This is a genomic window from Clostridium sp. AF34-13 (assembly GCF_003477845.1).
Classification (GTDB): Bacteria; Bacillota; Clostridia; order Lachnospirales; family Lachnospiraceae; genus Butyribacter; species Butyribacter intestini.
In genome coordinates this window covers 18,735-44,218 of record NZ_QUEB01000003.1, presented here as the reverse complement: position 1 = coordinate 44,218, position 25,484 = coordinate 18,735, and the positions used below count along the sequence as shown (strand labels likewise).

Sequence of the window (25,484 nt, the reverse complement as noted above, 5' to 3'; positions counted from 1 at the left end):
AAAAACATACTATATAGGAGCTTTATTGTCAAGAGTTTATATGTCTTAATAGGTAAATTCCGTTTTTTTCAATTCTTCAAACTGGAATTTAAGGTTCTATTTTATTTTCAAAATAAGCTTCAATCTTTTTATCTACAGCAATTCCTACAGGTGTCAAAATCAACAAAATTATTACCATTATTATCAGAGTAAAAACCATCCTCCCATCAAAATATTTATCAGCAATAATTTGTGCAATAATTATTGCAATAAGTGAAACAACAATATTTACAACTCTTTTCACCAAATTACAATTTCTAGTATTCTTATCAATCATCTTTTACCTCTATTTCTACTAATACATATTCTGCTTTAACAAACTGGAATTTGACTTGCCTATTTTCTTAAAATCTCATGTGGAGCTTCTATTTCATTTGCCAAGGTATGCTCTGTTAATTCTGACATCAATTTCAATTTTTTATTAATCAATGGTCGCATACAATTAGGAACATGTTCCTGATGCGCTCTGTGGATTGCTACACATTCCTTACAGTTTCCGTGATAACGACAGGCTTTCAGGCAAGGACAGTGATCTTTGTCTTTATACTCCTTACGAAATTCCGCTGCAAATTCTTCTTGCAGTCTCAGTCCCTCGACACGGTTTCCCTTATGAAATTCTACCATTGCATCCAGTTCTTTCTGGTTCCCTTCAATCTTCATGTTATTATAGCGCCTCCATTTCAACTATTCCTCATTTTCTGATAAATTCCGATTTTCTCAATTCTCCAAACTTGAATTTCTATTTGTGTTGCCATGTCATTACATAATCTTTTTCTCCGGTAGCCTCATCTAAGCTACTATGCTGAATCTCAAATTCTTCTCTCTTATAAAAAGATATTGCCCGTGCGTTCTTTTGGTATACGTTCAAGTACAACTTATTCCTTTTATCCTTTGCATAATTCAGCAGAATTTTACCTAGACCCTGCGATTGCATTTCACCAGAAACAAAAATGCCCTCAACATATTCATCATTTAACCCTAGGGTTAAACTTAACTACTATTTTTTCTTTGCGATATAAAATACATAACTGTAATAATCTACTACTAATCTAAAATAAAGCGATTATAAGCTATCCTTTTTCCTGTGTTTGTTTTAAAGTTTTCATCTATACACTTTTTTATCTTTTCCTGTTCTTTTTCTTTATCCATAACCGTTAAATTTTCAAGCAAATCAGCTTCCCATTGTATTTGAAAATCAAGTCCATCAATTTTAGATGGAGTATGATGGTTGCCTATTATAAAGCATATTCTATCAATATTTTTGTTATAGCCTACCTTTTTTAATATTTCTTTCGCTACTTCTGGTCCTTCCTTTTCTTGATAGACACCATCAATAGAACCGTATTTTTTTTGTGCTTCAACCGCACCAATATCATGTAGTATAGCAATAATACTGATGAATTCTTTTTCTTCCTCTCCAATATTTTCTCCTTTCATTATATCTTCTGCATTTTTCAAAACTTTGAGAGTATGCTCTATGCCAAAAGGAATTTCTTTGAATACTTCTTTCATCTCTATAATAATTTTTTCTTTAAACATAAATTACCTCCATTTATACCTTATAGGTGTTTTAGTTCTATCTATCCACTTTTTTGTTCGCCGATACAATCAGCATCATGGGACGGCGCATTTCATCCTGCATCCCCGGAATATCCATCATGTATTCCGGCGGCTGCGGCTCCACAATATGATTTATTATAAAACCATTTGAAAGCAGTGTATTTAGATATGTGGTCAGTGTTCTATGATATTTTGTAACCTTTTCTCCCAAAAACACAGCTGTCCGTTTGCCCTCATAATAATAATTATCCACCGGAAAATGCAGTATTTCTCCTTTTTCGTTATAATGCCAGTCTTGTGTTCCATAGGCAGTAAAAACAGGATCTATGTTTTACCTTCCCAACTTCTAATTTTTTACATCATATCCCAAAAGCCTTGTCGTACTCAATAACTCCATTTAATTTGTTTTGACTTCCGTTAAGATTAAGTGCCATAAAACTTTCATCGTCAACTTCAAATGGCGCTTTTATTCCACACTCACTTGCCGGAATATATCCTGCCTTTGGATAGTATTTGGAATGTCCCAAAACAACTGAATATTCATATCCCAATTTATGTGCTATACTGTGTCCTTCTTTCATCAAAGATAATCCGATTCCCCTGTTCTGATAATCGGGTAATACAGAAAGAGGGGCAAGCGCAAGAACCTCAACCCCTTGAACAACTGCTTTTGTAAAAAGAATATGTCCTACAATTTTTTCGTCCTCGACATCAACAAGAGAAAGTTCCGGAATAAACGATTTGCTTTTTCTTAACGCAGCAACTAAGTTCTGTTCATTTCCATCTGTATATTCAGCATTTTCAAATGCTTCTTTTACAACATGATATACCGTATCATAATCTTCTGGTCTTTCTTGTCTTATAATCAAAATAGATACCTACATAGTTTTAAGCTTTTTACAATTACAGGAAATGGCAAATCTACTATCTACCTCTCAATTTTTATGGCTCTGACAATGATAATATCCGGGATTTCTTTATTAAAATAGCATTCTTCGTAAAATCCGTCTATGACAAATCCGGTATCAAAACACAGATTAAAAATATCCTGTAAAGAACGATGATAATAACATTGTTTTTGCGGCTGTCCTTCAATCGCAATATCGTAATAGCTGTGCGGCGTCATATATTTTTCTGTAAGCGTTACAAAACAGGGGTGCTGTGTCGCAAATACAAATACTCCGTTATCCTCAAGCAATTTATAAACAGAGGTAAAAAGCGGCTTAATATCGGTAATATCCATGACCGCCATATTGGAGACTGCTTTTGTAAACGGCTTATTTCTTTTTAATGCCATCAGACTTGTTTCATTCGTGGCGTCTGCTACACAAAACTCAATGTGATCAGCATACCGTTTTTGGCGCTTTTTTGCCAGTTCCACCATTTTCTCACTATAATCAAAAGCCAAAACAGAGACAGCTTTTTCTGCAAGATATGCAGAATAATTTCCATTTCCACAGGCAATCTCTAAAATATAGTCTGTTGGATCAGGATTTAGAAGCTCTGTTACTTTGGGGCGGACAACTTCTCTGTGAAAATCATTTGATTCATTCCCCATTGCACAATCCCAAAATTCAGCGTTTTGATTCCAGATTGCTTTACTTTCTTCCTTTGAATACTGCATAATATCCTCTTTCTGCAAAATTACTTTTTCTCCTTCGCCCCATGGCTCCTGAAATGCGTGATAATGATGTTCCAATATTTCATCTGTTATCACAAACGGCGAATTGGCATTTAAGACCTGATTTCTTTTATATAGTCTTTTTTGCAAAAGCTCCTTACTGGCTTTCATATAGACAAGTTCCGTTTCAGTGCCTGCTTTTTGGATCAGCTCTTTATAAAAATTTCGATTTGCCTTATCTATCATAATATCAGAAATAAGATATAAATTTCCATAAAAATGCATTTATTTGTAAAAAATATACAATGGATTTTAGTGATAAAGATTAAAAATATATAAAATCACCAAAAAAGATTGACGATAAATTTTATCAGTGTTAAGATAGAAAAGGAGTTTGGAGAAAAACTTTAGCAAAATTGAAGTTGCCCAAAATACAAAACTGATTATATTTTTGCAACAGATATTAATTAGGGTAATAAACGATTGTCTTGCATACAGTTAGTTATGCATGGCAGCGATAAATATTTTTAGGCTGCTTATTTCCTACAATATCGGCAGTCGGTAAGGAGGGTTTTAGATAATGGCAAGATTTACATTACCAAGAGATTTATATCATGGAAAGGGTTCTTTGGAGGCTTTGAAGGACTTTGACGGAAAGAGAGCTATTGTCTGTGTCGGCGGTGGTTCTATGAAAAGAAACGGATTTCTTGACAGAGCGATAGGTTATCTTAAAGAAGCAGGTATGGAAGTAGAACTTTTTGAGGGCATTGAGCCTGATCCGTCAGTAGAAACTGTTATGCGTGGAGCAGAAGTTATGCAGAAGTTTAAACCTGACTGGATTGTTGCTATGGGTGGCGGTTCTCCTATTGATGCGGCAAAGGCTATGTGGATTAAGTATGAATATCCGGATGTGACATTTGAGGATATGTGTAAGGTATTTGGACTTCCAAAACTCAGACAGAAAGCACATTTCTGTGCGATTTCTTCTACATCGGGTACTGCTACTGAGGTTACGGCATTTTCTATTATCACGGATTATGAGAAAGGTATCAAATATCCGATTGCGGACTTTGAGATTACACCAGATGTTGCCATTGTAGATCCTGAACTTGCTGAGACGATGCCTGTGAAACTTGTTGCACATACAGGTATGGATGCCATGACTCATGCTATCGAGGCATATGTTTCAACGGCAAATTGCAATTATACAGACCCGCTTGCTATATGGGCCATAAAGATGATACAGAAACATCTTGTAAAATCATACAATGAGGATATGGAGAGCAGAGATCAGATGCATGATGCACAGTGTCTTGCTGGTATGTCATTCTCAAATGCACTACTTGGAATCGTACATTCTATGGCACATAAGACAGGTGCAGCTTTCAAGAACGGACATATCATTCATGGTGCGGCAAATGCAATGTATCTTCCAAAGGTTATCAAATATAACAGCAAGGACGAGACGGCAAAGAAACGCTATGGTGAGATAGCTGATTATATGGGATTAGGTGGAAATAGTGATGATGAAAAGGTAGATTTACTTATCAAATACCTTCGCCAGATGAACGATGACCTTAATATTCCTCATTGCATTAAAAACTATGGTGAGGGTGGACTTCCGGCAGAAGAAGGAATTGTACCTGAGGATGAATTCCTTGAAAAACTTCACGATATAGCAGCAAATGCTATTCTTGATGCCTGCACGGGTTCAAATCCTCGTCAGCCATCACAGGAGGAAATGGAGAAACTTCTTAAATGCTGTTATTATGATACAGAAGTTGATTTCTAAAAAAGTATCGAAAATCGACAAAATTAAGAAATTTGTCGGATAAAAAATTTTATAGTTACAAAAATACCTTCTGAGCAGAGTATGGAGATTTCACATATATCTGTTTAGAAGGTGTTTTTTATTATAATTAATATTGACGGAGAAGAAAAAGTTTTACTTTAGTTTTGCATATTTTACTTTTATTTGATTAAATTGACAGATGTTGTGAAAAAAATTAAATTATAATAAAGATAAGCAGGAATATTTATCGCAAAGTATTGACTTAGCAATAATCTATATTTTATAGTTATCTTATTGAAAAAATCATTATTTTTTCTGCTGACAATCCTTATGTGTCAGGACGAACAGAGAGCTAAAGCTATTTGGCAGAAATTAAAAAGGGGAAAAGAATGAAAAGATTAATTCAAAAGAAACTAAAAAAAACAAAAGAAAATTTGTATTATATTTTATCAGCACTTATGATAGGACTTATTGTAGGAGGCATTGATGCTTTATTTGGGCGTGTTCTTATTGCAATTACTGATTTCCGGGGAAGGTATATTCAAATTTTTATTTGGTTTTTGCCGATTGCAGGCCTGTTTATCTGTTGGATGTATCATCGTTTTAATGAGATGAGTTTAAAGGGAATGACGCTTGTTCTTGAAACCGCCCAAGGAAAGAGGGCGGATATACCGCTCGCACTTGTTCCACTGGTTATGGTTGGAACATGGATTACTCATCTTTTTGGGGGAAGTGCAGGCAGGGAGGGAGTTGCAGTTCAGATTGGAGCAACATTGTCTCATTGGTTTGCACGCAGATTTAAGTTTGCTGATAATAGAACAATTTTGCTCATAGCAGGAATGGCGGCAGGTTTTGGCGGATTGTTCCAGACACCGTTTGCGGCTGTGTTTTTTGCGATGGAGGTTGTCGTTACCGGAAAAATGTTATATCAGGCATTTTTGCCGTCATTGGTAGCGGCAGTTACGGCTTCAACGTTTTCAAATGCACTTGGACTTGAAAAATTTGCAGTACCGCTTAAGCAGAGCTTTAACCTGTCAGAATCTAAGACTATGTTTTATATGGTTATTCTAGGTGTGTCATTCGGACTTACGGGGCGTGTGTTTTCAGTGTTGCTAAAAAGAGCTAAAGCGTTTATGGGGGAGAAACTTGCAAATCCATATAAAAGAATTGGATTTGTATCAATACCGCTTGCAATAATTCTTTTTGCATTTTGGAATGGTCGTTACTGTGGTCTTGGAACAAATCTTATATCACAGACATTTACAGGAGGAGAAATTTTTAGCTTTGACTGGATTATAAAACTGCTTTTGACAGTTATTACATTATCAATCGGATTTCAGGGCGGCGAGGTTACACCTCTGTTTTCAATCGGGGCCTCGCTCGGCTTCTGTCTGGGAAATTTATTTGGAATTTCGCCTGTATTGTGTGGGGCACTTGGATATGCAGCCGTCTTTGGAAGTGCGACAAATACCGTTATAGCACCGTTTCTGATAGGAATTGAAGTATTTGGGGCAAAAAATGCACTTGCGTTTGTGCTGGTGTGCAGTATAGCATATATCGTAAATGGAGACAGGTGTATTTATGGAGCACAGGGAAGTTCCAACAGTTGCCGGTTATAATATTTATATGGATGTTGTTTCCCTCCTGATTAAGACAGGCGTTACTTTTTTATGAATTATCTCTGTTTGTGGCTGTGGATTTCTTTTCTTTAATTCATTCATCTGACTTACAAGCAGACTCATGGCTTCATATGCAATCTTATCTATCTGCTGTCCTACAGTACTTATGGGAATAATAGCTTCTGAAGCGATTGGAGAATTATCAAAACCTACAACCTTATATTCATCGGGAAATTTGCCATATTCACGCATTAATATATTTATTAATATATTTGCGTGGGTGTCATTTGCCACAAATATACCTTTTCGTGTACCTGGGTATGATTTTTGTATAGTATCAAAAATCTTTTTAATATGATTTTGTGTTTCGTCATATGTATTTCCAAGATCTTCAAGGAAAAGTCTATATTTCATATTATGCTCTTTACAGATGTCTGTGAAACCTTTGATTCTGTTATATGCCGGAATTTCCTGTTTGACATGTGAATTTATATGAATTAAAATGTCACAATTATTTTTTATCAGCAGACTGGTTGCCTGAACTGCACCCATATAATTGTCGGTATTGATACTATTTACATATTTATCCTCGCGTTCAATAGTTACCACAGGAATATTGTAAGATGACAGTTCTTTGGAAGAAATAGTATGGCTGAGAACAACAAGCCCCTCAATTTTATATGAAAGAAGTTCCTGAAGATATTTTCGCTCTGTTTCTTCGGCTCCGGTGCCGGCAAAAACAATAAATTTATATCCAAACTTTTCATATGTTGCCAATAACTGGTTTAGCATTTCTGAATAATAATGCAAGTAAAGATTTGGAAGAAGTATTCCTACAAATTCACTTTTTCCATTTGCCAATACTTTTGCAAGCTTGTTTTCCTGATAATTTAAATCTACCAGTGCTTTTGCAATTATTTCCTGATTTTTTAATGTCAAAGAATCAGGATTATTAAAATATCGTGAAATAGTAGTTTTTGAAAAATTTGTATATTTTGCTATATCATTAAATGTTACTTTTTTTTTCTCAGATGCCATATTACTAACCTCTCTTGTTGAAAACTGGTAATGTTATAAATTACATTAGTTAAGTATAGCAATTATCCAGATAAAAGACAACAAAAAAATAACTGGTTAAGTAACCGGTTATTTTTTTGCTGAAAACTACTTGACAAGTAAAGATTATAAGAGTAATATATGTGACATAAAGTAACCGGTTACTTAACCGGTTATGCAAACGAAATCAATATATTAAAAAAACATTGGGAAAGGAGAAGTTGCTATGAGAAAGCACATACTTGCCTTATTGACAGCCTGTTGTATAGTATTAACTACGGTTGGCTGCCAAAAGAGCACACATGAAGCAGGGAGCATTTCTGGATATGACGAAGGAGAAAAATATTTGTCAATATGGGTGCATTCCATTGAAGACACTGACGAAGGAAAATGCTACAGGGAAGCAGTAGAGTCATTCAATAAAGCATATGATGGAAAATATTTTGCTGACATTGAATTTATTCCGAGAAATGACAGTGGTGGAGGATATTCTGACAAAATAAATGCATCAGTTATGTCGGGGGATCTTCCAGATGTTCTTACAGTAGATGGTCCGAATATTGCAGCATATGCAGAGAATGGGATTATACAGCCATTAGCGGAGATTTCAGAGAAAGAAAAGTCAGAGTATCTTGAATCTATTATTGAACAGGGTACATATAACGATAAGTTATATGCTCTTGGAGCAATGGAGTCAAGTGTTGGGCTTTATTACAATAAGGATATTCTTAAAGAAGCTGGCATAGATGTGCCGGATGCCGACCATCCGTGGACATTTTCAGAGTTTTTGAAAGTACTTGAAAAAGTCAAAAAAGTTACAGACAAGAAAAAGGGTTATGCACTTGATATGACATTTCCGGTTGGAGAGGCAACAATCTATTACTATGCACCGTTTTTCTGGTCAAACGGAGGGAATTTGATTGACAATACCGGGTTAAAGGCAGATGGAGTTTTTAATTCAAAAGAGAATGTGTCAACTATAAATTATTTTTGCAGACTATTGTCAAATGGATATATGTCAAAAGTTCCAATCGACCACTTATTTGAAAGTGGAAGAGCCGCATTCAAGTTTGATGGTGCATGGGAGGTAAACACTGTTTACACAAGCTATAAAGATATAAATATTGGTGTTGTACCATATATAACAGGTGACAACTGGAACGGCGAGAGATATACACCTACAGGCTCATGGGCATTTGCGGCATCTTCAAAAACTAAAAATATTGAGGGGGCTACGGAGCTTGTAAAATGGATGAGTGGAGTTGAAAGCGGAAAAAGATTGTGGGAAAAATCAAAATCATTTCCATCAACCTATAAAGCATACGAATCAATTGATGTTTTTAAGAAAGATGAAAATTATAAGGAACTGTATTATCAGTTGAGCAAATATGGTCATCCAAGACCAAAGACACCTGCATATCCACAGGTAAGTACATCATTTCAGCAGGTACTTGAAAATTGTGTTCTGACTGGAGAAGATCCAAAGACACAGCTGGATAAATCAGTAGAAAGGATTAACGCAAAGCTGAAGCGTTATACATATAAATAATGAAGAAAAAATCAGAATCAATATTAGGAATGGCATTTTTTGGTCCGGCATTGGTACTTCTTACAATATTTCTTTTTATACCGATGATACTGACACTTGTGTTTAGTTTTACAGACTTTTTTGCATTAAATCCTGGTCTGACACATTTTGTTGGTCTTGAAAATTATTTTCAGGTGTTTAAGGACGATGATTTCAGACAAGCTTTTGGAAATACGGTAAAATTTGTTGTTATAATAGTTCCATTGCAAGGATTAGGTGCATTAGGACTTGCGTTGCTTATAAATAAAGTGACTCATTGCAAAACATATTTTAAAGTTGCATTTTTCATACCTGTTGTAATGTCTCTTGCAGTAGTATCTACTTTATGGGTTCAGATTTACAGTCCGGAAGGAATCTTAAATTCACTTCTCGCCCATATTGGAATAAATGCACAGCCGTTTATTAACAGTGCATCACAGGCACTACCGTCTATAGCTGTTATGAGTGCATGGCAGGGAGTCGGATATCAGATGATAATATTCTTAGGCGGATTACAGGCTATAAATCCTGCACTCTATGAGGCTGCTGAGATGGATCATGCCAGCGGATGGCAAAAATTTAAAGATATAACATTACCTGAGTTAAAACCACTTTGTATTTTTGTATTTATAACGATTACTATAGGAGCATTTAGAATGTTAGTTCAGCCAATGGTTATGACAGGCGGTGGACCATCACATTCTACATATACAATGGTATATGATATTTATGAAACAGGTACAGTTAATTGGGAAATTGGTCTTGCTTCTACAATGGCTATAGTATTTGCATTTTTTGTTATGATACTGACCGTTATACAGACTATTCTGACTCGGGATAAGGAGGGGAAAAAACATGCTAACAAGAAAACAAAAAACAATTAATTGGATTATTGCAGCGATTATGATAGTAATGTCATTATTCTTTCTTTTTCCTGTCATCTGGATGATTGCAAACTCATTTAAGCCAGATGCTGCAATAACGAAAGATATGAATTCGATTGCTGCATTTATACCACCTGCATTAAATGGAAGTTTTTTTGATAATTATGTTTCAATATTAACAAATACGAGCTTTATACATTACATGTTAAATACATTGTTTTATGCAGCTATTTTAATAATACTTGGAATTATTGTAAATGGACTTGCAGGATATGCACTTGCAAAAATAAATTTTCCGTTTAAAGAGAGATGGCTTCTAATTATAATGCTATTGATGATAGTTCCAATGGAAACGATAATTACAATACATTTTCTTTTTATAGCAAAACTTGGATTGCTTAATACGGTAATAGGATATGTGCTCCCTATGATAGTTAATCCTTTTAATATATTTTTGTTCAGGCAGGTATTTATAAGCCTGCCGGATGATGTTTATGAAGCTGCACAGTTAGATTTTTGCAGTCCGGTAAAATATTTTTTTACTATGGTATTACCGATGTCAAAAAGTGTTGTTGCAACTGTCAGCGTATTTACATTTTTAAATGTATGGAATGATTATCTGTGGCCATCGCTTGTATTTACATCAAGTGATCTGCTTACAGCACAGATTGGATTAAATGCAATAACATCAAATGACAATACAACTATGGGACAGACACTAGCGGTTATTACTATGATAACTATACCGGTTATTATAATTTATTCATTATTTTCAAAACAGATTGTTGAAGGCGTTGTATCTACAGGGTCTAAGGAGGGCTGATTATGAGTTTTATTGAGTTAAAGAATGTTTGTAAACAGTATGCAAATACGAATAAAAAGGCAGTGACAGATTTTAATCTTAAAATAGATGAAAAGGAATTTATAGCATTTGTAGGTCCATCAGGATGTGGAAAATCGACTACATTGCGTATGATTGCAGGATTCGAGGATATTACAAGTGGAGAACTTTATATTGATGGAAAAAAGATGAATGAAGTAGCTCCTAGAGACAGAGGAATTTCTATGGTGTTTCAGAACTATGCACTGTATCCGCATATGACAGTCGAAAAAAACATAAGTTATGGACTTAAAAATATGAAAGTTCCGGCAGATGAGATAAAGCGGAAAGTAGATTGGGCTATAGAGATTTTAGGGCTTTCTGAATATCGCTACCGTAAACCTAAAAATCTTTCAGGTGGTCAAAGACAGAGAGTTGCTTTAGGACGTGCAATCGTAAAAGACCAGAAAGTATTTCTTATGGATGAGCCGCTCTCAAATCTTGATGCAAAACTTCGTGTAAGCATGAGAAATGAGATTAGCAAATTACACCGCAATCTTGGCAGCACGACGATTTATGTAACGCATGATCAAGTGGAAGCTATGACTATGGCAGACAGAATTGTTATTATGAAGGATGGTATTGTTCAGCAGATAGGAAAGCCAATGGAACTGTACGAACATCCGGTTAATAAATTTGTTGCAGGTTTTATTGGTTCCCCACAGATGAACTTCTACAATGTTAAAGTTGATGGAAATAAGATTTCTTTTACAGATGGAAACAGTATGGTATTAAATGATGAAATGGCTGACAAATTAAGGAATTATAAGGAAGTGATTCTTGGAATACGCGGTGAGGATATAAAGTTTGATCCTCAAAATCTTGACATATTTAAAGAAAATAAACAGAGAGCAGTTATTGACAATACTGAAATTATGGGAAATGAAAATAATCTTTATTTTGAATTTGGAGGTTCATCATCTGTAGCAAGAGTTTCAAAATATGAGGTGTCTGATGTTGGTGAGGAAATAGAATTTGTTTTTGTACCACATAGAATGCATTTCTTTGACAAGGTGACGGAAGATGTAATAGTATTATGAGAAAGCAGCAAAGCGGATTGAGAATATCTGCTTGACAATAGTAGAAATGAGGTTTTTATGGATAAGTTAAAAAAAGCAAATGATTATATAGAAAAAAATAAGGTAGATTATAAAGAATTGCCGGAATTTCATGTGGCCCCACAGGTTGGATGGATAAATGATCCAAATGGTTTTTCGTATTATGAGGGCATGGTACATTTGTTCTATCAGTTTCATCCGTATAGTAAAGAATGGGGACCTATGCATTGGGGACATTGTGTCAGCAGTGATTTAATAAAGTGGGAATATTATCCGGTTGCATTGGCTCCTGATATGAAATATGATATGGACGGATGCTTTTCGGGTTCTGCTATAGAAACAGATGAAGGTCATATGCTGGTATATACAGGTGTAACTCATGAAGAAAATGACGGTAAAAAAAATGAATATCAAAATCAATGCGTTGCTTTAGGGGATGGAAAAAGTTATAAAAAAATAGAGAATAACCCGGCTATAAATGGAGAAATCATGCCACAGAATTTTAGTCGTGAACATTTTAGGGATCCTAAAGTCTGGAAAGAGGATGATGGATATTATCTTGTTGTTGGAAATAAAACAAATGATGGTAAACCTCAGGTTGTTTTGTTCCACTCGAAAGATATGTATGATTGGAGATATGTTTCTGTATTGGCAGAGGATGTTACCGGAAAATATGGAACAATGTGGGAGTGTCCTGATTTCTTTGAGATAAATGGACAATATATATTGATAGCATCTCCTCAGGATATGTGTGCTGATGATGAATTTCATAATGGAAATAATTCAGTATATTTTATTGGAAATTATGATAGAGATATGCATAAATTTGATTATAATAAAGTTTATGCATTAGATGATGGCATTGATTTTTATGCACCGCAGACTACGCTCATGCCTGATGGAAGAAGAGTAATGATAGGCTGGATGCAGTCTTGGGATTCAAATATAAGACCTTTTAAACAAAAATGGTCATGTATGATGACTATTCCAAGGGAGATAAAGCTGATAGATGGAAGAATTATACAAAATCCTGTAAGAGAGATAAAAAAATATTATACGGATTCTATTAACTATGTGGAGCAAACAGTAGAGGGAGAGTGCAGTTTTCCAAAGATAAACGGGCGTGTCCTTGATATGACAGTTGAAATTAAAGATGGTGATTATGATGAATTTAAAATAAATTTTGCAAAGAATGATAAATTTAGTTCGAGTATAATTTATGATAAGAGTAAAAATGAAATTGAAATAAACAGACTTTATTCCGGAATGAATCGTGATACAATAGGTACAAGAAAAGTAAAAGTGAGATATCCAAAGCAAAGTTTAAAGCTTCGAGTTATTTTTGATAAATATTCAGTAGAAATATTTGTAAATGATGGTTCGCAAGTGTTAAGTATGACTTATTATACACCTGTTGAGGCTGATGAGATAAGTTTTGAATGTAATAACACTGCAGTTATAAATATTGAAAAGCATGGTATATCTGTAAGATAGGAGGGCTTTAAATGAAAAAGTATGATGTAGTTGCATTAGGAGAACTGCTTGTAGATTTTACTGAAAATGGTATGAGCAGTCAGGGAAATGCTTTGCTTGAAGCAAATCCGGGAGGAGCTCCGTGTAATGTATTGTCGATGTTACAGAGACTTGGCAAAAAAACAGCTTTTATAGGAAAAGTTGGCAATGATAATTTTGGAAAAATGCTTAGAGATATTGTGAAAGAACAGGGAATAAATACAGATAACATTATTCTTGATGGTGAAGTTCATACAACGCTTGCATTTGTTCATACAAAAGAAGATGGTGACAGGGATTTTTCGTTTTACCGTAGCCCAGGAGCTGACATGATGCTTAGAAAAAAAGAGATTAATGAAAGCTTACTTGATAATACAAGAATTTTTCACTTTGGGACACTTTCAATGACGGAAGAAAAAATAGCAGAAACAACAAAGTATGCATTAGATAAAGCTAAAGATTTCGGAGCTGTTATATCATTTGATCCAAATCTGCGTCCACCTTTATGGGATGATTTGGAAAAAGCAAAAGAACAGATGTGGTATGGGATAAGTAAATGTGATGTTTTAAAAATATCAGATGATGAGATTAGTTTTCTTACAGAAGAAGCTGATATTGAGAAAGGAGTGAAAAAAATTCTGAAAAAATATCAGCCGGCACTGATTTGTGCTACACAAGGAAAAAACGGAAGCATTGCATATTATAAAGGGCAGAGCTTTTGTCAAAAAGCCTTTATAAGGAAAGATACAGTGGAGACAACCGGAGCCGGAGATACATTTATGGCATGTGTTTTAAACAGTGTTCTTGAAAAAGGATTAAATAATCTTACAGAATCCGATATTTTACATATGCTTAAATTTGCCAGTGCAGCATCGTCGATTATTACGACAAAAAGAGGAGCATTAAAGGTAATGCCACAGAAAGAAGATATTATTGTTTTTTTGAATAATTACAGTTGTAATATGCCGAATTTATAGTCTTATAGGGAGATTGCTAATATTGAAAGATATGTATATTTATGCTAACATAATATATTATAAATAAACTTTTTGATACATCATGGTCTTAAAAAGAAAGACGATGTATTATAAACCGATACTAAATTATAAATGTTGTGAAATATACTGTTTATATGCAATAAATAAAGTAAGGGTGATATATTGTTATTTGACAATGTACCACCCTTTTGTGCTTATGACATGATTTCACGGCAAATTAGTAAAATGGATATTAAGGGAGATGAATTATTATGACAATACAGGAATGTTACGAAAAAATAGGAGAAGATTATCAGGAAATTCTTTCACGATTTGGAAGTGAGGCAATGGTAAATAGATTTGCCATAAGTTTTCTGAATGATCCAAGCTTTGAACAGTTAAAAGCGGGGCTTGAGGAAAATGATGGAGAAAAGGCATTTCGTGCAGCTCATACTTTAAAGGGAGTCTGTTTAAATCTTGGTTTTAACGGACTGAATGAGCTTAGTTCAGAATTAACGGAGAAACTCAGAGGGCATAGTACGGAGGGTACAGAGCCATTATTTGAGGCTGTTAAGGAAAAATATGAGAGTATGATAGAAACGATAAGAGAACTTCAGAATGAGGGATAAACGACAACAGGAAATTAGTTTGCGTCTGCATTTTGCGTGAGGACAATAACAGGTTTTGTTGGTGTTATCATAAAGAGTTTAGGATAGAGCAGGCTTGACTGGAGTAGTCAGAAAGGAAAACATATATGAGGTATAAAATTCTTATTGTTGACGATTCATATATAAATAGAGAATTATTAAAAGAAATGCTTAAGGATGAATATGACATATTAGAAGCAGAAAATGGCAAAAAAGCATTGAAAATGATAGAACATAAGGAGCAGATAGACGGTATCCTTTTGGATCTTATTATGCCAGAGATTAATGGATTTGGTGTTATAGAGGAATTGTCGAAAAAAGGAATTATGAAGAAAGTTCCCGTAATGATAATTAGTTCGGAGATAAGTGCCGAAAATGAAAATATCTGTTTTAAGTATGGGGTATTTGACTTTATAGGACGACCTTTTAAGACATCGATAGTCCGTAAGCGTGTTCAGAACATGATAAATATATATGTTTATAAAAATCATCTTGAACAACAGGTTCAGGAACAGACTGCTGTTTTGAGAAAAGCATATGAAAAATTAGAGAAACAGAAAGAAAGAGTAGAAAAATTAAATAAAGACATTTTGGATATGCTTGGTACGATAGTAGAGTTTAGAAATCTTGAGAGTGGCGAGCATATTATGAGGGTTAAAGGATATACTAAGATTCTTGCCGAGAAGTTCAAAGAACTGTATCCTGAGTATAACCTTACGGATGAAATGATAGATAATATAGTCGAGGCAAGTGCTTTACATGACCTTGGAAAAATATCAATACCTGACAAAATTCTCTTGAAACCGGGCAGACTTACAAAAGAAGAATTTGAATATATGAAACTACATACGGTAAAGGGTTGTGAACTTATTCAGGCGGTTAATCTTGAACAGAGCGAGGAACTTAAACAGATATGTTATGATATAATCCGCTATCATCATGAGAGATACGATGGAAAAGGTTATCCTGATGGTTTAAAGGGGGATGAGATACCGGTATCAGCACAGCTTGTTTCGCTTGCTGATGTATATGATGCTCTCATAAATGAGAGATGTTATAAAGATGCCTTTTCTAATGAAAAAGCATTTAATATGATAATGAATGGTGAATGTGGAACATTTTCGCCAAAGCTTTTGGAAACTTTCAAACAGGTTCGTGATAAGTTTGAAAGGTTTGCAATCGAGGAAAGAAAATAAGAATTGTTGTTTAAAATAAGGGGGTGTTTCTTGAATTGCCTTCAAGAAACACCCACATTATGTTTAGCTTTATTTTGCCAAGTAATTATTTCTTTGAAAGATAATCATTAACATTAGCTACAAGCTCGTCTGCGTTAAGTCCGTGAACCATAGCAGCTTCTTCAAGTGATTCACCCTGAGCTGATGGGCATCCTATACAATGCATACCTGAAGCCATAAGGATAGCAGCGATACCGGCATCGACTTTAAGCATATCTGCAATTATCATATCTTTAGAAATTCTCTCTGTCATAATAGTCTGATCTCCTTTGAAAAAATATTATTAAAAACGAAAAAGCTACTGTACGGGAGAAAAACTCCTTTACCAGCAGCTTTATTTTACATAAAGTAAAAAAATTCGTCAATAGAAATCGTTGTTTTAAAAACAAGTTTCCGGATAAAATTACTCCTGTGAAATAGCACCTGAAGGGCATGTTCCTGCACAAGCACCACATTCGATACATGTATCTGCATCAATCTGGTAATGAGCATCTCCTTCAGAAATAGCGCCTACTGGACATCCGCCAGCACAAGCTCCACAGCTAACACAATCATCACTAATTACATATGCCATTTTGTTGTCCCTCCTTATTGATTTTGTGCATTCATTATAACGCAGTTTTTTATTTTTGACAACCCCTGAAAGCACTGAAAATAAAGGAAAAATAGTTAGTTTGAGTGAACTTTGGGTAGCGACATAATACAACTTAAACGAGCTTTTGCAAAGCATCATATTTTATAAGAGGTTCAAAATGTTCTTCAAAATAAGAAATACTTGCAGGAACATTTTTTAGCTGTGTGCCATATTCGTTGGCAAGATTGCATATTCTGTTAAATGATTCAGGTGATAAGCTGCCCTGCTGCATGATAAGAATATATTCCCCGGTTTTATCATTTTTATACAAAGTGTTCTCACTTGTATATATATGGTAAAGATTATCTGCTAATAATGAAATGTCATTTATCGATTTAAAGGAGAAAATCCTTGCGACATTTACCGGAACTTTTTTATCGGTGTTCTTTGGGCGTGGCTCCATACCCAATGCTTCTGACAATGAGATGAAGTCGGTGTTCCGGTCATATGATGAAGTTGGCTCAAGAGGTATTTCCTCGTCATCAGAGCTTATGTTGCCGGCGAGCTCATAAATATCCTCATCATCGTCAAAATCTGCTTCGTCATCATCATCAAATGTAAATTCACCTGCAGATTCATAATCTTCGCTATCAGGTGATTCTGAAAAAGTTGAAAATCTTGTGTCGAGTTCATCAGGATCTTCAACCTTTGTGATTAACAGAACTAGGGTATCAGGATACATTGGAATCGCTTCTATCATGAGTGGGATGTTTTCAGCTTCAAAGCCGAATTCGTAGGATGCCTGCTGCACCATGTCACGAAATAGAGCCTTGGCTTTATCTGTTCCGTATGCAAGTTCGCTGATACGAAGTTCTCTGTCGGATAAGTCTTTTTTATTGAGTGTACAACGGATTTGATTATCATTGATTTTTTCAATTCGCATAGGCTCACTCCCTTTCTAAACAAAATTTATTTTATAAGTATTCTTATAGTTAAATTATAGGTTAATATCGTGTTCAAGTCAATAATTTAAAGGCGGCAGAATACTTATTTTATCGTATATATAAGAGAAAAAATCACCATTTATCTGATTATGGGCAAAATAATTTTTACTCTCAACATCATTATATGATATGAGTGAGAGCGGAGTGTTTTAATAAGTAAGAATGTGTTTGTGAATATGATTTGTAAAAAGTTAATAATAAATACTAGAATTTTTTGCATATTTTTAAACACATTTTTGAAATCTTAGTAAATCTCATTAAATCACATTTTTTTCTGTGCAAATGTATCAAAAAATTGAGGACAGATTTGTTGATAATACGGTGATTTTTGTGTTGAAAATGTATAAAATGTCATCATATAATAGTCAGCACAGAGAGACGATCATTTGATTGGAGGTGAGTTTATAGGAAGAGGGCAAATGAAAAAATTTAATGTTGCCGGTTAGAGTCATATAGGCGGCACTGATAAAAAGAAAATTCATTTAATATTTATATACGATAAGGTTTGACAATGATATGCGTTTTACCAGATGCTTTTTTGAATCGTTGATCTGGAGATGGTAAAGGTGGACAGGGAAAATTGACGTTAAATCACAACAAGTGCTGCTGTTTGTATTTATAATGCGGACGGTGCCAGACAAATGCTTACAAAGCAGTCAGATAATTATATAGCTGTATGTCCATTTTAAAATTAGAAGTGACTTAGGAGGTTGGTAAAATGAGGAATGACTCAGAAGAGAGAGAGGATAGAACAACAGCATGGATTTTAGCTGAAGCTTCAAAGTGGTCATTATATGGGGTTGAAGTTAAGATAGATGGGATGTTTTATACGGGAGAAAGTTCTGAAGTAATTGATCATGTCAGAGAGGACAATTATTATATGGAAGATTATGTCAGTGATGACAAGGGTAAGATTGTGCAGGTCGAATTTAATCGTTTATAAATAAGGGGGTTGAAGCTTTATATTCGGATATCCCCACTCCATTATACATAGTATGAGTTGTAAGTTTTTATTGTAAAAAATGTCGGGTTTGTGTGTTACACAAACATAATATGTGCAGGAAAATGCACAATAATAATTGTGAAATGATGATAAACAAAAGTTAATATCAAATAAGAAAATGGTAATTAAAAAATGCAGCCTTTGTAACGGATGGGTTAAAAGGCTGCATTGTATGATTTTTATATGTGCCTTTACTCAAAAAAACATAAGTGATATACTGATATATGAGGATTATATCTGAATGAACGGAAAAAGAAGTTGTTGTTAGCTCTGAGGTGTGAACGGTAACAAAATATAGTTAAGAGGGTATGATAATCGAATTATAGAAAAATTAGTGATTATAAAAGAAAGGTATCGCTTATGAAAAATAAAAAATTAGTATTACCACTTATATTTACGGTAGGAATCTTTATTATAGTTGCGGCAGTTTTTATCATAAAGAAAAATATGCCGTGCAATGATTATATGAATCTCGCAGAGTATTACGGGGAAAGTGAAAAAGGTTATACGGTCATAGCTGAAGAAAATATAAATAAAAATAAAGCATTATATGAGGATGGACATATATATCTTGATGATGAATTTGTATCAGGAGTATTGAATAAGAGATTTTACTGGGATGCTAACGAAAATCTTCTTATATATACAACGGCGACATCTGTTATAAAAGCAGGACTTGACAGTAAGACATATGATATAAACAAAAGCAGCAATACTAAAGATTATGTTATCGCTAAGCTTAGGGGTGATAAACTTTATATTGCACTTGATTTTATTAAGGAATATACTGCTTTGGAATATAAGACATATAAAAATCCTAACAGAGTTGTACTGACATATAAATTTGGAGATAAGCAGAAATGGGTACAGGCAGATGAAGAGGCAAAGCTTAGATTTGAACCAAGTATAAAGAGCAGGATACTTATAGATGTAAAGAAAAAAGATAAATTAAGGATACTTGAAGAAAATACGGATAAAAGTGGATTTGATAAGGTGCTTTCGGAGAGTGGTGTTATAGGATATATCAAAATGTCGTCTTTAGGTGATACATATGAGTATGTTCCAAAGACTGATTTTGTTGAGGAGACATATCCGCATACACTTTTAAGTGGAAAAGTAAATCTTTTATGGCATCAGGTCACGACACAGTCTGCAAACGCAAATCTTACCAATGTTCTGTCCGGGACAAAGAAAGTCAATGTTATAGCACCGACATGGTTTGGAACAAGTGATAACAACGGAAATATATCATCTATAGCAAGTTATGACTATGTGGAAAAAGCTCATTCTATGGGGATACAGGTCTGGGGACTTTGCAATGATTTTGCACCGGATATGAAGATAGGAAAGGTTCTTAGCAGAACGAGCTGCAGGGAAAGACTTGAGAAAAATCTTCTTGCTGAGGCTATAAGATACAGTCTTGACGGAATAAATATTGATTTTGAAAATGTGAAGAAAGCTAACGGGGATGATTTTATCCAATTTGTAAGAGAATTAGGAATAATGTGCCGCAACAACGGAATTGTTTTATCTATTGACAATTATCCTCCGGCAAGCTATTCAGCTTATTATAGCAGAAATGAGCAGGCTGCAGTGGCGGATTATGTTATAACTATGGCATATGATGAATTTTATTCCGGCTCTAAGGAGGCAGGACCGGTTTCATCTATCAGTTATGTAAGAAATGCTTCTGAAAATATATTGAAAGAAGTTCCTGCAAATCAGTCAATAATAGGTTTGCCGTTTTATTCAAGATTATGGAAAGAAACTACCAAAAACGGAGAGACAAAACTTTCATCAGAGGCGTGTTCGATGAAATATGCTGAGGAGCTGATAAGTGATGCAAAAGCAGAACTTAAATGGAATGAACAGACGGGACTTGAATATGCTGAATATACAAAGGACAATGCTTTATATAAGATATGGCTTGAAAACTCAAAATCTCTTGCTATGAAACTTGAAACAGTAAATTCACATAAGATGGCTGGAGCTGCATTCTGGAAAGCAGGCATGGAGAAAAAGAATGTCTGGGATACAATAGAAAAATACATGGCACAGTAAAGTCATAAAATTAAACAGATGGCATATATAGTATGAGAAAACATAAACGCACATTTTGTATTTCAGCCGCACTGCAGGTGTGAAAAGTGCAATGCTGAGTATTGGCGTGGAATTGGAGTTTTATATGTATCTGTTAAAAAAATGTATTATATCACTATTTGTATGTACCGCCATATCAGGAGCAGTCATAAGTGTAGGTATGATGAAAAATATGCCTGTATTTAAAAATAGTGAAAAAAATGTTATAGTCATTGATCCGGGACATGGTGGCGGGGACCCTGGAAAAGTCGGTGTTGACGGTTCACTTGAAAAGGACATTAATCTTGCAATATCCCAATATCTAAAAAAAGAGTTACAGGACAAAAACTATAAGGTTATCATGACAAGGGAAAAAGATACGGGGCTTTACGACGAGAGCGATACAAATAAAAAGATTGCAGATCTTCATAAAAGGATAGAGATAATGAATCAGTCAGATGTAAAACTTGTTGTGAGTATTCATCAGAACAGTTTTACAGGTGAGAGTTCAAAAGGGGCACAGGTTTTTTATCAGAGTACATCTGAGGAGGGAAAAAAATTTGCAGGGATAATGCAAAAAAAGATAGCATCATGTATAAATGATGGAAATCATAGGATAGAAAAAGCAAATTCAGATTATTATATATTAAAAAACAGCAGTCCTGTTGCGATTATCGTTGAATGTGGATTTTTGTCTAATCCGCAGGAGGCAGCACTTTTGTCTGATGATAAATATCAGAAAAAAATGTCATCAGCGATAGCACAGGGAATTAGTGAATATATTCAGAAGGAGGCTCATTAGATGAGTATGGATACAAAGGTTATCAAAGTAAATCCGGAAATGTTTGATGACGGGGAACTTAAAGAGGCTTGTGAGATATTAAAAAGAAACGGTCTTGTAGCGTTTCCGACAGAAACAGTTTATGGTCTTGGCGGTGACGGTATGCACAAGGAAGCATCAGCAAAGATATATGCGGCAAAAGGAAGACCATCGGATAATCCTCTTATAATACATATAGCAGACAGAAAAAGTCTTGACGAAATAGCATCAGAGGTTTCAAAAAAAGCAGAGAAGCTTATGGACGCTTTCTGGCCTGGACCGATGACGCTTATCTTTAGAAAAAAAGAAAATGTCCCTATGTCAACGACAGGGGGACTTGAAACGGTTGCAGTAAGGATGCCGAGTCATCCGGTGGCAAGAGAGCTTATAAGACAGTCTGGAGTTTATATAGCTGCACCGAGTGCAAACACTTCGGGAAGACCCAGTCCCACAAAGGCAGAGCATGTTATAGAAGACCTTTCGGGAAAGATAGATATGATAATAGACGGCGGTAGTGTAGGTATTGGTCTTGAATCGACGATAGTGGATATGAGTGAAGATATACCTGTTATCTTAAGACCGGGCTACATAACAAAGGAAATGCTTGAAAATGTAGTGGGTGAAGTGAAAGTTGACCCTGCCATCGTGGGAGAAGCACCCAAGAAAAATATTATTGCAAAAGCTCCGGGAATGAAATACCGTCATTATGCACCAAAAGGACAGATGACAATCGTAGAGGGTGATATTGATAATGTTGTGGCAAAGATAAATGAGCTTTCCAAAGAAAAAATTGCTGATGGAAGAAATGTTGCCGTTATTGCGACTGATGAGACAAAATACAGATATAAATACGGTACGGTAAAAAGTATCGGTTCAAGAAAAACTGAAGGTTCCATTGCAGCAGGGTTATATGATATACTAAGAGATATGGATCATATAGGTGCACAGGATATATATGCTGAGAGCTTTAGTGACGACAGACTTGGCGGAGCGATAATGAACAGGATGATAAAAGCTGCAGGGCATCATGTGATTCATGTATAAAACAGGACATCAAAATTATTTTAAGCCATAATGTAAATTTGTTAGTTCAGACAGAGCAGACGGATATATTGACATTATAGAATGAACGATAAAAGGAGAAGCAGATGAAAGGTTATGACAAAGTCATATTTGTGAGCAAAGGAAATACATTCAGCAGTCCTCTTGTTGAAGCTATTTACAGGGACAAGGCACCTAACTGGCTGCCTGAATCCATGTCAAGAGGAACTGTTGTACTGTTTTCAGAGCCGATAAATCCAAAAGTAAATGTTTTGTTGAGCAGTCATGATATAAATATAAGTAATCATGAAAACTCAAAACAGTTAGAGAGGGAGAATATTGGACAAGATACACTGATACTCACAATGACATTTAGCGACAAGTTAAAAGTAATAGAAGATCTTGGTGTATCAAACAATGTATATACGCTGGGAGAATATATAGAGGATGATGCGGATATATCAGATCCGTTCGACCCCGATGAAACATTATATGACAAGTTTTTTGAGGAAGTTGCAGAAAAGATTGAAAAGGTGATTTTACACATGGAAGCAGAGTATCATGAAAATGATGATGATGCCAAAGATGTAAATAATAAAGAGTTAAACAGTAAAGATATGGAGGTAAGTTAAAATGATAGCAATAGGAAGTGACCATGGCGGATATGGGCTTAAACAGGAGATTATGGCTCATTTAAAGGAACAGGGTGTAGAGTATAAGGATTATGGATGTTATGATGAAAAATCATGCGATTATCCTGTTTATGCAAAAAAAGTTGCAAATGCGATAGTGTCAGGTGAGTGTGAAAAAGGTATTCTTATATGTGGAACAGGTATAGGAATTTCTATAACAGCCAACAAAGTTAAGGGAATAAGAGCCGCTCTTTGCCATGATACATTTAGTGCACAGGCAACAAGAGAACACAATGACGCAAATATACTGGCAATGGGTGCAAGAGTGGTAGGACCGGGACTTGCATTAAAGATTGTCGATACATTTTTAAATACTGAATTTTCAAATGATGAGAGACATATCAGAAGAATAAATATGATAGAGGAAGATTAGGTGTAAACGGTAGAGATTAAATTCTTGACAGTATAAAATCATGGGAGTATCATTAGAAATATGTTAGAATAAAAGATTTTTATCAATGTATTTAATATTATACAGTATATGTGTATTGATTGTATTGATTGTATTGATATGTAATCTTTTGCAAATAATTCACCCGATAAATTAGGGTTACGAAAGGAAGTATTGTTATGGCAAAAAAAGACATCGATTGGAATAATCTTGGATTTGGTTATGTAAAGACAGACAAAAGATATGTGTCAAACTTCAAGGACGGAGCATGGGATGACGGAGCACTCATAGATGATGATATGATTACTATCAGCGAGTGTGCCTGTGTACTCCAGTATGCACAGACTGTATTTGAAGGATTGAAAGCATATACTACAGAGGATGGCAGAGTGGTATGCTTTAGACCTGACTTAAATGCCTCTCGTCTTGCAGATTCAGCAAGCAGACTTGAGATGCCGGTATTTCCTGAAGATAGATTTGTAGATGCTATTGCTAAAGTGGTTGAGGCAAATATTGATTATGTACCACCATATGGTTCTGGTGCAACATTGTATATTCGTCCTTATATGTTTGGTAGTGATGCCATCATTGGTGTTAAACCTGCCAATGAGTATCAGTTCAGAGTATTTACAACACCTGTAGGACCTTACTTTAAGGGTGGTGCAAAGCCTATCACTATCCGTGTTAGTGACTTCGACAGAGCAGCTCCTCATGGAACAGGTCATATCAAGGCAGGACTTAATTATGCTATGAGTCTTCATGCAATAGTTGATGCTCATCAGAAAGGATTTGATGAGAATGTTTACCTTGATGCAGCTTCTCGTACAAAGATTGAGGAGACTGGTGGAGCAAACCTTATCTTTATCACAAAAGACGGTAAGTTTGTTACTCCTAAGTCAAACAGTATTCTTCCATCTATCACACGCCGTTCATTAGAGGTTGTTGCAAAAGATTATCTCGGAATGGAAGTTGAAGAGAGAGAAGTATATCTTGATGAAGTTAAGGATTTTGCTGAGTGTGGTCTTTGTGGTACGGCAGCAGTTATCTCTCCTGTAGGAAAGATTGTTGACCACGGCAAAGAAATCTGTTTCCCAAGCGGAATGGAGCAGATGGGACCAAAGACAAAAGAACTTTATGATACACTTACAGGTATCCAGATGGGCAGAATCGAAGCTCCTGAAGGATGGATAAAAGTTATCAAATAAATTTAAGACTAATAAAAGTTTTCACACACGGATTTGTGTCTGAGTGCACTTGTCCAAAACCGATGTACTTAGAAATGTGTGTAGAAAAGAGTATTAAATTACAATGAGCAGAGGAAAAGTTTTCCTCTGCTCATTTATTTGTCTGATAAATAATTTTAATAGCTTATAAAGTGTGGATTTTATAATAGGATGTTGGGGGCAAAAGGTATTTTGACCCAAACATAATAT

General features: G+C 35.0%; 26 protein-coding genes and 2 pseudogenes. 17 read left to right on the top strand and 11 right to left on the bottom strand.

Annotated features, from left to right (window positions below; genetic code table 11):
* Positions 1-88: 88 nt before the first annotated feature.
* The 7 genes and pseudogenes from DWZ63_RS03445 to DWZ63_RS03415 all read right to left on the bottom strand — a co-directional run bounded on the left by DWZ63_RS03445 (position 89) and on the right by DWZ63_RS03415 (position 3,223).
* On the bottom strand, positions 89-316 hold the full coding sequence (locus tag DWZ63_RS03445) for a hypothetical protein (protein ID WP_055945031.1): 228 nt from the start codon (positions 314-316) through the stop codon (positions 89-91).
* Positions 317-375: 59 nt separating this feature from the next.
* Positions 376-699, bottom strand: a complete 324-nt coding sequence (locus DWZ63_RS03440; RefSeq protein ID WP_004613237.1) for a hypothetical protein — start codon at positions 697-699, stop codon at positions 376-378.
* A 79-nt stretch (positions 700-778) separates the two neighbouring features.
* Positions 779-1,021, bottom strand: a pseudogene (locus DWZ63_RS03435) (GNAT family N-acetyltransferase); the annotation flags it as partial.
* A 62-nt stretch (positions 1,022-1,083) separates the two neighbouring features.
* Positions 1,084-1,578, bottom strand: coding sequence for an HD domain-containing protein (locus tag DWZ63_RS03430; protein ID WP_008981870.1), 495 nt, complete (start codon positions 1,576-1,578; stop codon positions 1,084-1,086).
* 37 nt (positions 1,579-1,615) lie between these two features.
* A pseudogene (locus tag DWZ63_RS03425) lies at positions 1,616-1,921 on the bottom strand (class I SAM-dependent methyltransferase); the annotation flags it as partial.
* A gap of 37 nt (positions 1,922-1,958) precedes the next feature.
* A complete protein-coding gene (locus tag DWZ63_RS03420) occupies positions 1,959-2,468 on the bottom strand; it encodes an N-acetyltransferase (protein WP_118498743.1) in 510 nt (169 codons plus the stop codon).
* A 59-nt stretch (positions 2,469-2,527) separates the two neighbouring features.
* Positions 2,528-3,223 carry a class I SAM-dependent methyltransferase gene (locus DWZ63_RS03415; RefSeq protein ID WP_055945654.1) on the bottom strand — a complete coding sequence of 232 codons (696 nt, stop codon included), beginning with the start codon at positions 3,221-3,223 and terminating at the stop codon, positions 2,528-2,530.
* Positions 3,224-3,800: 577 nt separating this feature from the next.
* Between DWZ63_RS03415 and DWZ63_RS03405 the strand changes: the two genes are divergently transcribed.
* Together DWZ63_RS03405 and DWZ63_RS03400 are read left to right on the top strand one after the other, a co-directional pair.
* Complete coding sequence (locus tag DWZ63_RS03405; RefSeq protein ID WP_055945020.1) at positions 3,801-5,012, top strand: iron-containing alcohol dehydrogenase; 1,212 nt, start codon at positions 3,801-3,803, stop codon at positions 5,010-5,012.
* 389 nt (positions 5,013-5,401) lie between these two features.
* The gene (locus DWZ63_RS03400) at positions 5,402-6,631 is read left to right on the top strand and encodes a chloride channel protein (protein WP_055945017.1); all 1,230 of its coding nucleotides are present in this window, start codon (positions 5,402-5,404) and stop codon (positions 6,629-6,631) included.
* Positions 6,632-6,634: 3 nt separating this feature from the next.
* Here the strand turns inward: DWZ63_RS03400 and DWZ63_RS03395 are convergent, their stop codons facing one another.
* Complete coding sequence (locus DWZ63_RS03395) at positions 6,635-7,669, bottom strand: substrate-binding domain-containing protein (RefSeq protein ID WP_055945014.1); 1,035 nt, start codon at positions 7,667-7,669, stop codon at positions 6,635-6,637.
* Between the two features lie 244 nt (positions 7,670-7,913).
* On the opposite strand from DWZ63_RS03395, the gene DWZ63_RS03390 reads away from it, so the two are divergent.
* The 8 genes from DWZ63_RS03390 (at position 7,914) to DWZ63_RS03355 (ending at position 16,408) form a co-directional block, all read left to right on the top strand.
* Positions 7,914-9,236, top strand: a complete 1,323-nt coding sequence (locus DWZ63_RS03390) for a sugar ABC transporter substrate-binding protein (RefSeq protein ID WP_055945011.1) — start codon at positions 7,914-7,916, stop codon at positions 9,234-9,236.
* Complete coding sequence (locus tag DWZ63_RS03385; RefSeq protein ID WP_022013673.1) at positions 9,236-10,138, top strand: sugar ABC transporter permease; 903 nt, start codon at positions 9,236-9,238, stop codon at positions 10,136-10,138. Before DWZ63_RS03390 ends, DWZ63_RS03385 begins: the two co-directional genes overlap by 1 nt.
* Positions 10,110-10,961 (top strand): carbohydrate ABC transporter permease, encoded by an 852-nt coding sequence (locus tag DWZ63_RS03380; RefSeq protein ID WP_022013672.1) that lies wholly within the window; start codon positions 10,110-10,112, stop codon positions 10,959-10,961. Before DWZ63_RS03385 ends, DWZ63_RS03380 begins: the two co-directional genes overlap by 29 nt.
* Positions 10,962-10,963: 2 nt before the next feature.
* Positions 10,964-12,058, top strand: a complete 1,095-nt coding sequence (gene ugpC / locus DWZ63_RS03375; RefSeq protein WP_118498741.1) for a sn-glycerol-3-phosphate ABC transporter ATP-binding protein UgpC — start codon at positions 10,964-10,966, stop codon at positions 12,056-12,058.
* A gap of 57 nt (positions 12,059-12,115) precedes the next feature.
* Positions 12,116-13,570 carry a sucrose-6-phosphate hydrolase gene (locus DWZ63_RS03370; RefSeq protein WP_055945004.1) on the top strand — a complete coding sequence of 485 codons (1,455 nt, stop codon included), beginning with the start codon at positions 12,116-12,118 and terminating at the stop codon, positions 13,568-13,570.
* An 11-nt stretch (positions 13,571-13,581) separates the two neighbouring features.
* Positions 13,582-14,565 carry a carbohydrate kinase gene (locus tag DWZ63_RS03365; RefSeq protein ID WP_055945002.1) on the top strand — a complete coding sequence of 328 codons (984 nt, stop codon included), beginning with the start codon at positions 13,582-13,584 and terminating at the stop codon, positions 14,563-14,565.
* Between the two features lie 272 nt (positions 14,566-14,837).
* Positions 14,838-15,194: an Hpt domain-containing protein gene (locus tag DWZ63_RS03360; RefSeq protein ID WP_118498740.1), complete on the top strand. Its 357-nt coding sequence runs from the start codon at positions 14,838-14,840 to the stop codon at positions 15,192-15,194.
* 125 nt (positions 15,195-15,319) lie between these two features.
* Positions 15,320-16,408 carry an HD domain-containing phosphohydrolase gene (locus DWZ63_RS03355; protein WP_055944996.1) on the top strand — a complete coding sequence of 363 codons (1,089 nt, stop codon included), beginning with the start codon at positions 15,320-15,322 and terminating at the stop codon, positions 16,406-16,408.
* Positions 16,409-16,493: 85 nt separating this feature from the next.
* On the opposite strand, the gene DWZ63_RS03350 is transcribed toward DWZ63_RS03355, so the two are convergent.
* The 3 genes from DWZ63_RS03350 to DWZ63_RS03340 form a co-directional block, all read right to left on the bottom strand.
* Entirely contained in the window at positions 16,494-16,700 is a 207-nt protein-coding gene (locus DWZ63_RS03350; protein WP_022013666.1) for a DUF1858 domain-containing protein, read from the bottom strand.
* Positions 16,701-16,850: 150 nt separating this feature from the next.
* On the bottom strand, positions 16,851-17,021 hold the full coding sequence (locus DWZ63_RS03345) for a 4Fe-4S binding protein (RefSeq protein WP_022013665.1): 171 nt from the start codon (positions 17,019-17,021) through the stop codon (positions 16,851-16,853).
* A 133-nt stretch (positions 17,022-17,154) separates the two neighbouring features.
* A complete protein-coding gene (locus DWZ63_RS03340; protein ID WP_055944992.1) occupies positions 17,155-17,964 on the bottom strand; it encodes an adaptor protein MecA in 810 nt (269 codons plus the stop codon).
* Between the two features lie 779 nt (positions 17,965-18,743).
* On the opposite strand from DWZ63_RS03340, the gene DWZ63_RS03335 reads away from it, so the two are divergent.
* The 7 genes from DWZ63_RS03335 (at position 18,744) to DWZ63_RS03305 (ending at position 25,256) form a co-directional block, all read left to right on the top strand.
* Positions 18,744-18,968, top strand: a complete 225-nt coding sequence (locus tag DWZ63_RS03335; RefSeq protein ID WP_022013663.1) for a hypothetical protein — start codon at positions 18,744-18,746, stop codon at positions 18,966-18,968.
* Between the two features lie 420 nt (positions 18,969-19,388).
* Positions 19,389-21,089, top strand: coding sequence for a glycosyl hydrolase family 18 protein (locus tag DWZ63_RS03330; protein WP_055944989.1), 1,701 nt, complete (start codon positions 19,389-19,391; stop codon positions 21,087-21,089).
* Between the two features lie 124 nt (positions 21,090-21,213).
* A complete protein-coding gene (gene cwlD / locus DWZ63_RS03325) occupies positions 21,214-21,909 on the top strand; it encodes an N-acetylmuramoyl-L-alanine amidase CwlD (protein WP_055944987.1) in 696 nt (231 codons plus the stop codon).
* 6 nt (positions 21,910-21,915) lie between these two features.
* A complete protein-coding gene (locus tag DWZ63_RS03320) occupies positions 21,916-22,971 on the top strand; it encodes an L-threonylcarbamoyladenylate synthase (RefSeq protein WP_055945652.1) in 1,056 nt (351 codons plus the stop codon).
* Between the two features lie 104 nt (positions 22,972-23,075).
* Complete coding sequence (locus tag DWZ63_RS03315) at positions 23,076-23,600, top strand: hypothetical protein (protein ID WP_055944984.1); 525 nt, start codon at positions 23,076-23,078, stop codon at positions 23,598-23,600.
* 1 nt (position 23,601) lies between these two features.
* Entirely contained in the window at positions 23,602-24,033 is a 432-nt protein-coding gene (rpiB, locus tag DWZ63_RS03310; RefSeq protein WP_022013658.1) for a ribose 5-phosphate isomerase B, read from the top strand.
* A 197-nt stretch (positions 24,034-24,230) separates the two neighbouring features.
* The gene (locus DWZ63_RS03305; protein WP_055944981.1) at positions 24,231-25,256 is read left to right on the top strand and encodes a branched-chain amino acid aminotransferase; all 1,026 of its coding nucleotides are present in this window, start codon (positions 24,231-24,233) and stop codon (positions 25,254-25,256) included.
* The last annotated feature ends 228 nt before the right edge of the window (positions 25,257-25,484 follow it).

Bases quoted from the DNA above. Each gene is read 5' to 3' on its own strand.
- DWZ63_RS03340 (WP_055944992.1), bottom strand. From the start codon at position 17,964: ATGCGAATTGAAAAAATCAATGATAATCAAATCCGTTGTACACTCAAT.
- DWZ63_RS03395 (WP_055945014.1), bottom strand. From the start codon at position 7,669: ATGGCATCTGAGAAAAAAAAAGTAACATTTAATGATATAGCAAAATAT.
- DWZ63_RS03430 (WP_008981870.1), bottom strand. From the start codon at position 1,578: ATGTTTAAAGAAAAAATTATTATAGAGATGAAAGAAGTATTCAAAGAA.
- DWZ63_RS03415 (WP_055945654.1), bottom strand. From the start codon at position 3,223: ATGCAGTATTCAAAGGAAGAAAGTAAAGCAATCTGGAATCAAAACGCT.
- DWZ63_RS03390 (WP_055945011.1), top strand. From the start codon at position 7,914: ATGAGAAAGCACATACTTGCCTTATTGACAGCCTGTTGTATAGTATTA.
- DWZ63_RS03400 (WP_055945017.1), top strand. From the start codon at position 5,402: ATGAAAAGATTAATTCAAAAGAAACTAAAAAAAACAAAAGAAAATTTG.
- DWZ63_RS03350 (WP_022013666.1), bottom strand. From the start codon at position 16,700: ATGACAGAGAGAATTTCTAAAGATATGATAATTGCAGATATGCTTAAA.
- DWZ63_RS03365 (WP_055945002.1), top strand. From the start codon at position 13,582: ATGAAAAAGTATGATGTAGTTGCATTAGGAGAACTGCTTGTAGATTTT.
- DWZ63_RS03380 (WP_022013672.1), top strand. From the start codon at position 10,110: ATGCTAACAAGAAAACAAAAAACAATTAATTGGATTATTGCAGCGATT.
- DWZ63_RS03305 (WP_055944981.1), top strand. From the start codon at position 24,231: ATGGCAAAAAAAGACATCGATTGGAATAATCTTGGATTTGGTTATGTA.
- DWZ63_RS03385 (WP_022013673.1), top strand. From the start codon at position 9,236: ATGAAGAAAAAATCAGAATCAATATTAGGAATGGCATTTTTTGGTCCG.
- cwlD (WP_055944987.1), top strand. From the start codon at position 21,214: ATGTATCTGTTAAAAAAATGTATTATATCACTATTTGTATGTACCGCC.
- ugpC (WP_118498741.1), top strand. From the start codon at position 10,964: ATGAGTTTTATTGAGTTAAAGAATGTTTGTAAACAGTATGCAAATACG.
- DWZ63_RS03335 (WP_022013663.1), top strand. From the start codon at position 18,744: ATGAGGAATGACTCAGAAGAGAGAGAGGATAGAACAACAGCATGGATT.
- DWZ63_RS03330 (WP_055944989.1), top strand. From the start codon at position 19,389: ATGAAAAATAAAAAATTAGTATTACCACTTATATTTACGGTAGGAATC.
- DWZ63_RS03345 (WP_022013665.1), bottom strand. From the start codon at position 17,021: ATGGCATATGTAATTAGTGATGATTGTGTTAGCTGTGGAGCTTGTGCT.
- DWZ63_RS03370 (WP_055945004.1), top strand. From the start codon at position 12,116: ATGGATAAGTTAAAAAAAGCAAATGATTATATAGAAAAAAATAAGGTA.
- rpiB (WP_022013658.1), top strand. From the start codon at position 23,602: ATGATAGCAATAGGAAGTGACCATGGCGGATATGGGCTTAAACAGGAG.
- DWZ63_RS03440 (WP_004613237.1), bottom strand. From the start codon at position 699: ATGAAGATTGAAGGGAACCAGAAAGAACTGGATGCAATGGTAGAATTT.
- DWZ63_RS03320 (WP_055945652.1), top strand. From the start codon at position 21,916: ATGGATACAAAGGTTATCAAAGTAAATCCGGAAATGTTTGATGACGGG.
- DWZ63_RS03445 (WP_055945031.1), bottom strand. From the start codon at position 316: ATGATTGATAAGAATACTAGAAATTGTAATTTGGTGAAAAGAGTTGTA.
- DWZ63_RS03405 (WP_055945020.1), top strand. From the start codon at position 3,801: ATGGCAAGATTTACATTACCAAGAGATTTATATCATGGAAAGGGTTCT.
- DWZ63_RS03360 (WP_118498740.1), top strand. From the start codon at position 14,838: ATGACAATACAGGAATGTTACGAAAAAATAGGAGAAGATTATCAGGAA.
- DWZ63_RS03315 (WP_055944984.1), top strand. From the start codon at position 23,076: ATGAAAGGTTATGACAAAGTCATATTTGTGAGCAAAGGAAATACATTC.
- DWZ63_RS03355 (WP_055944996.1), top strand. From the start codon at position 15,320: ATGAGGTATAAAATTCTTATTGTTGACGATTCATATATAAATAGAGAA.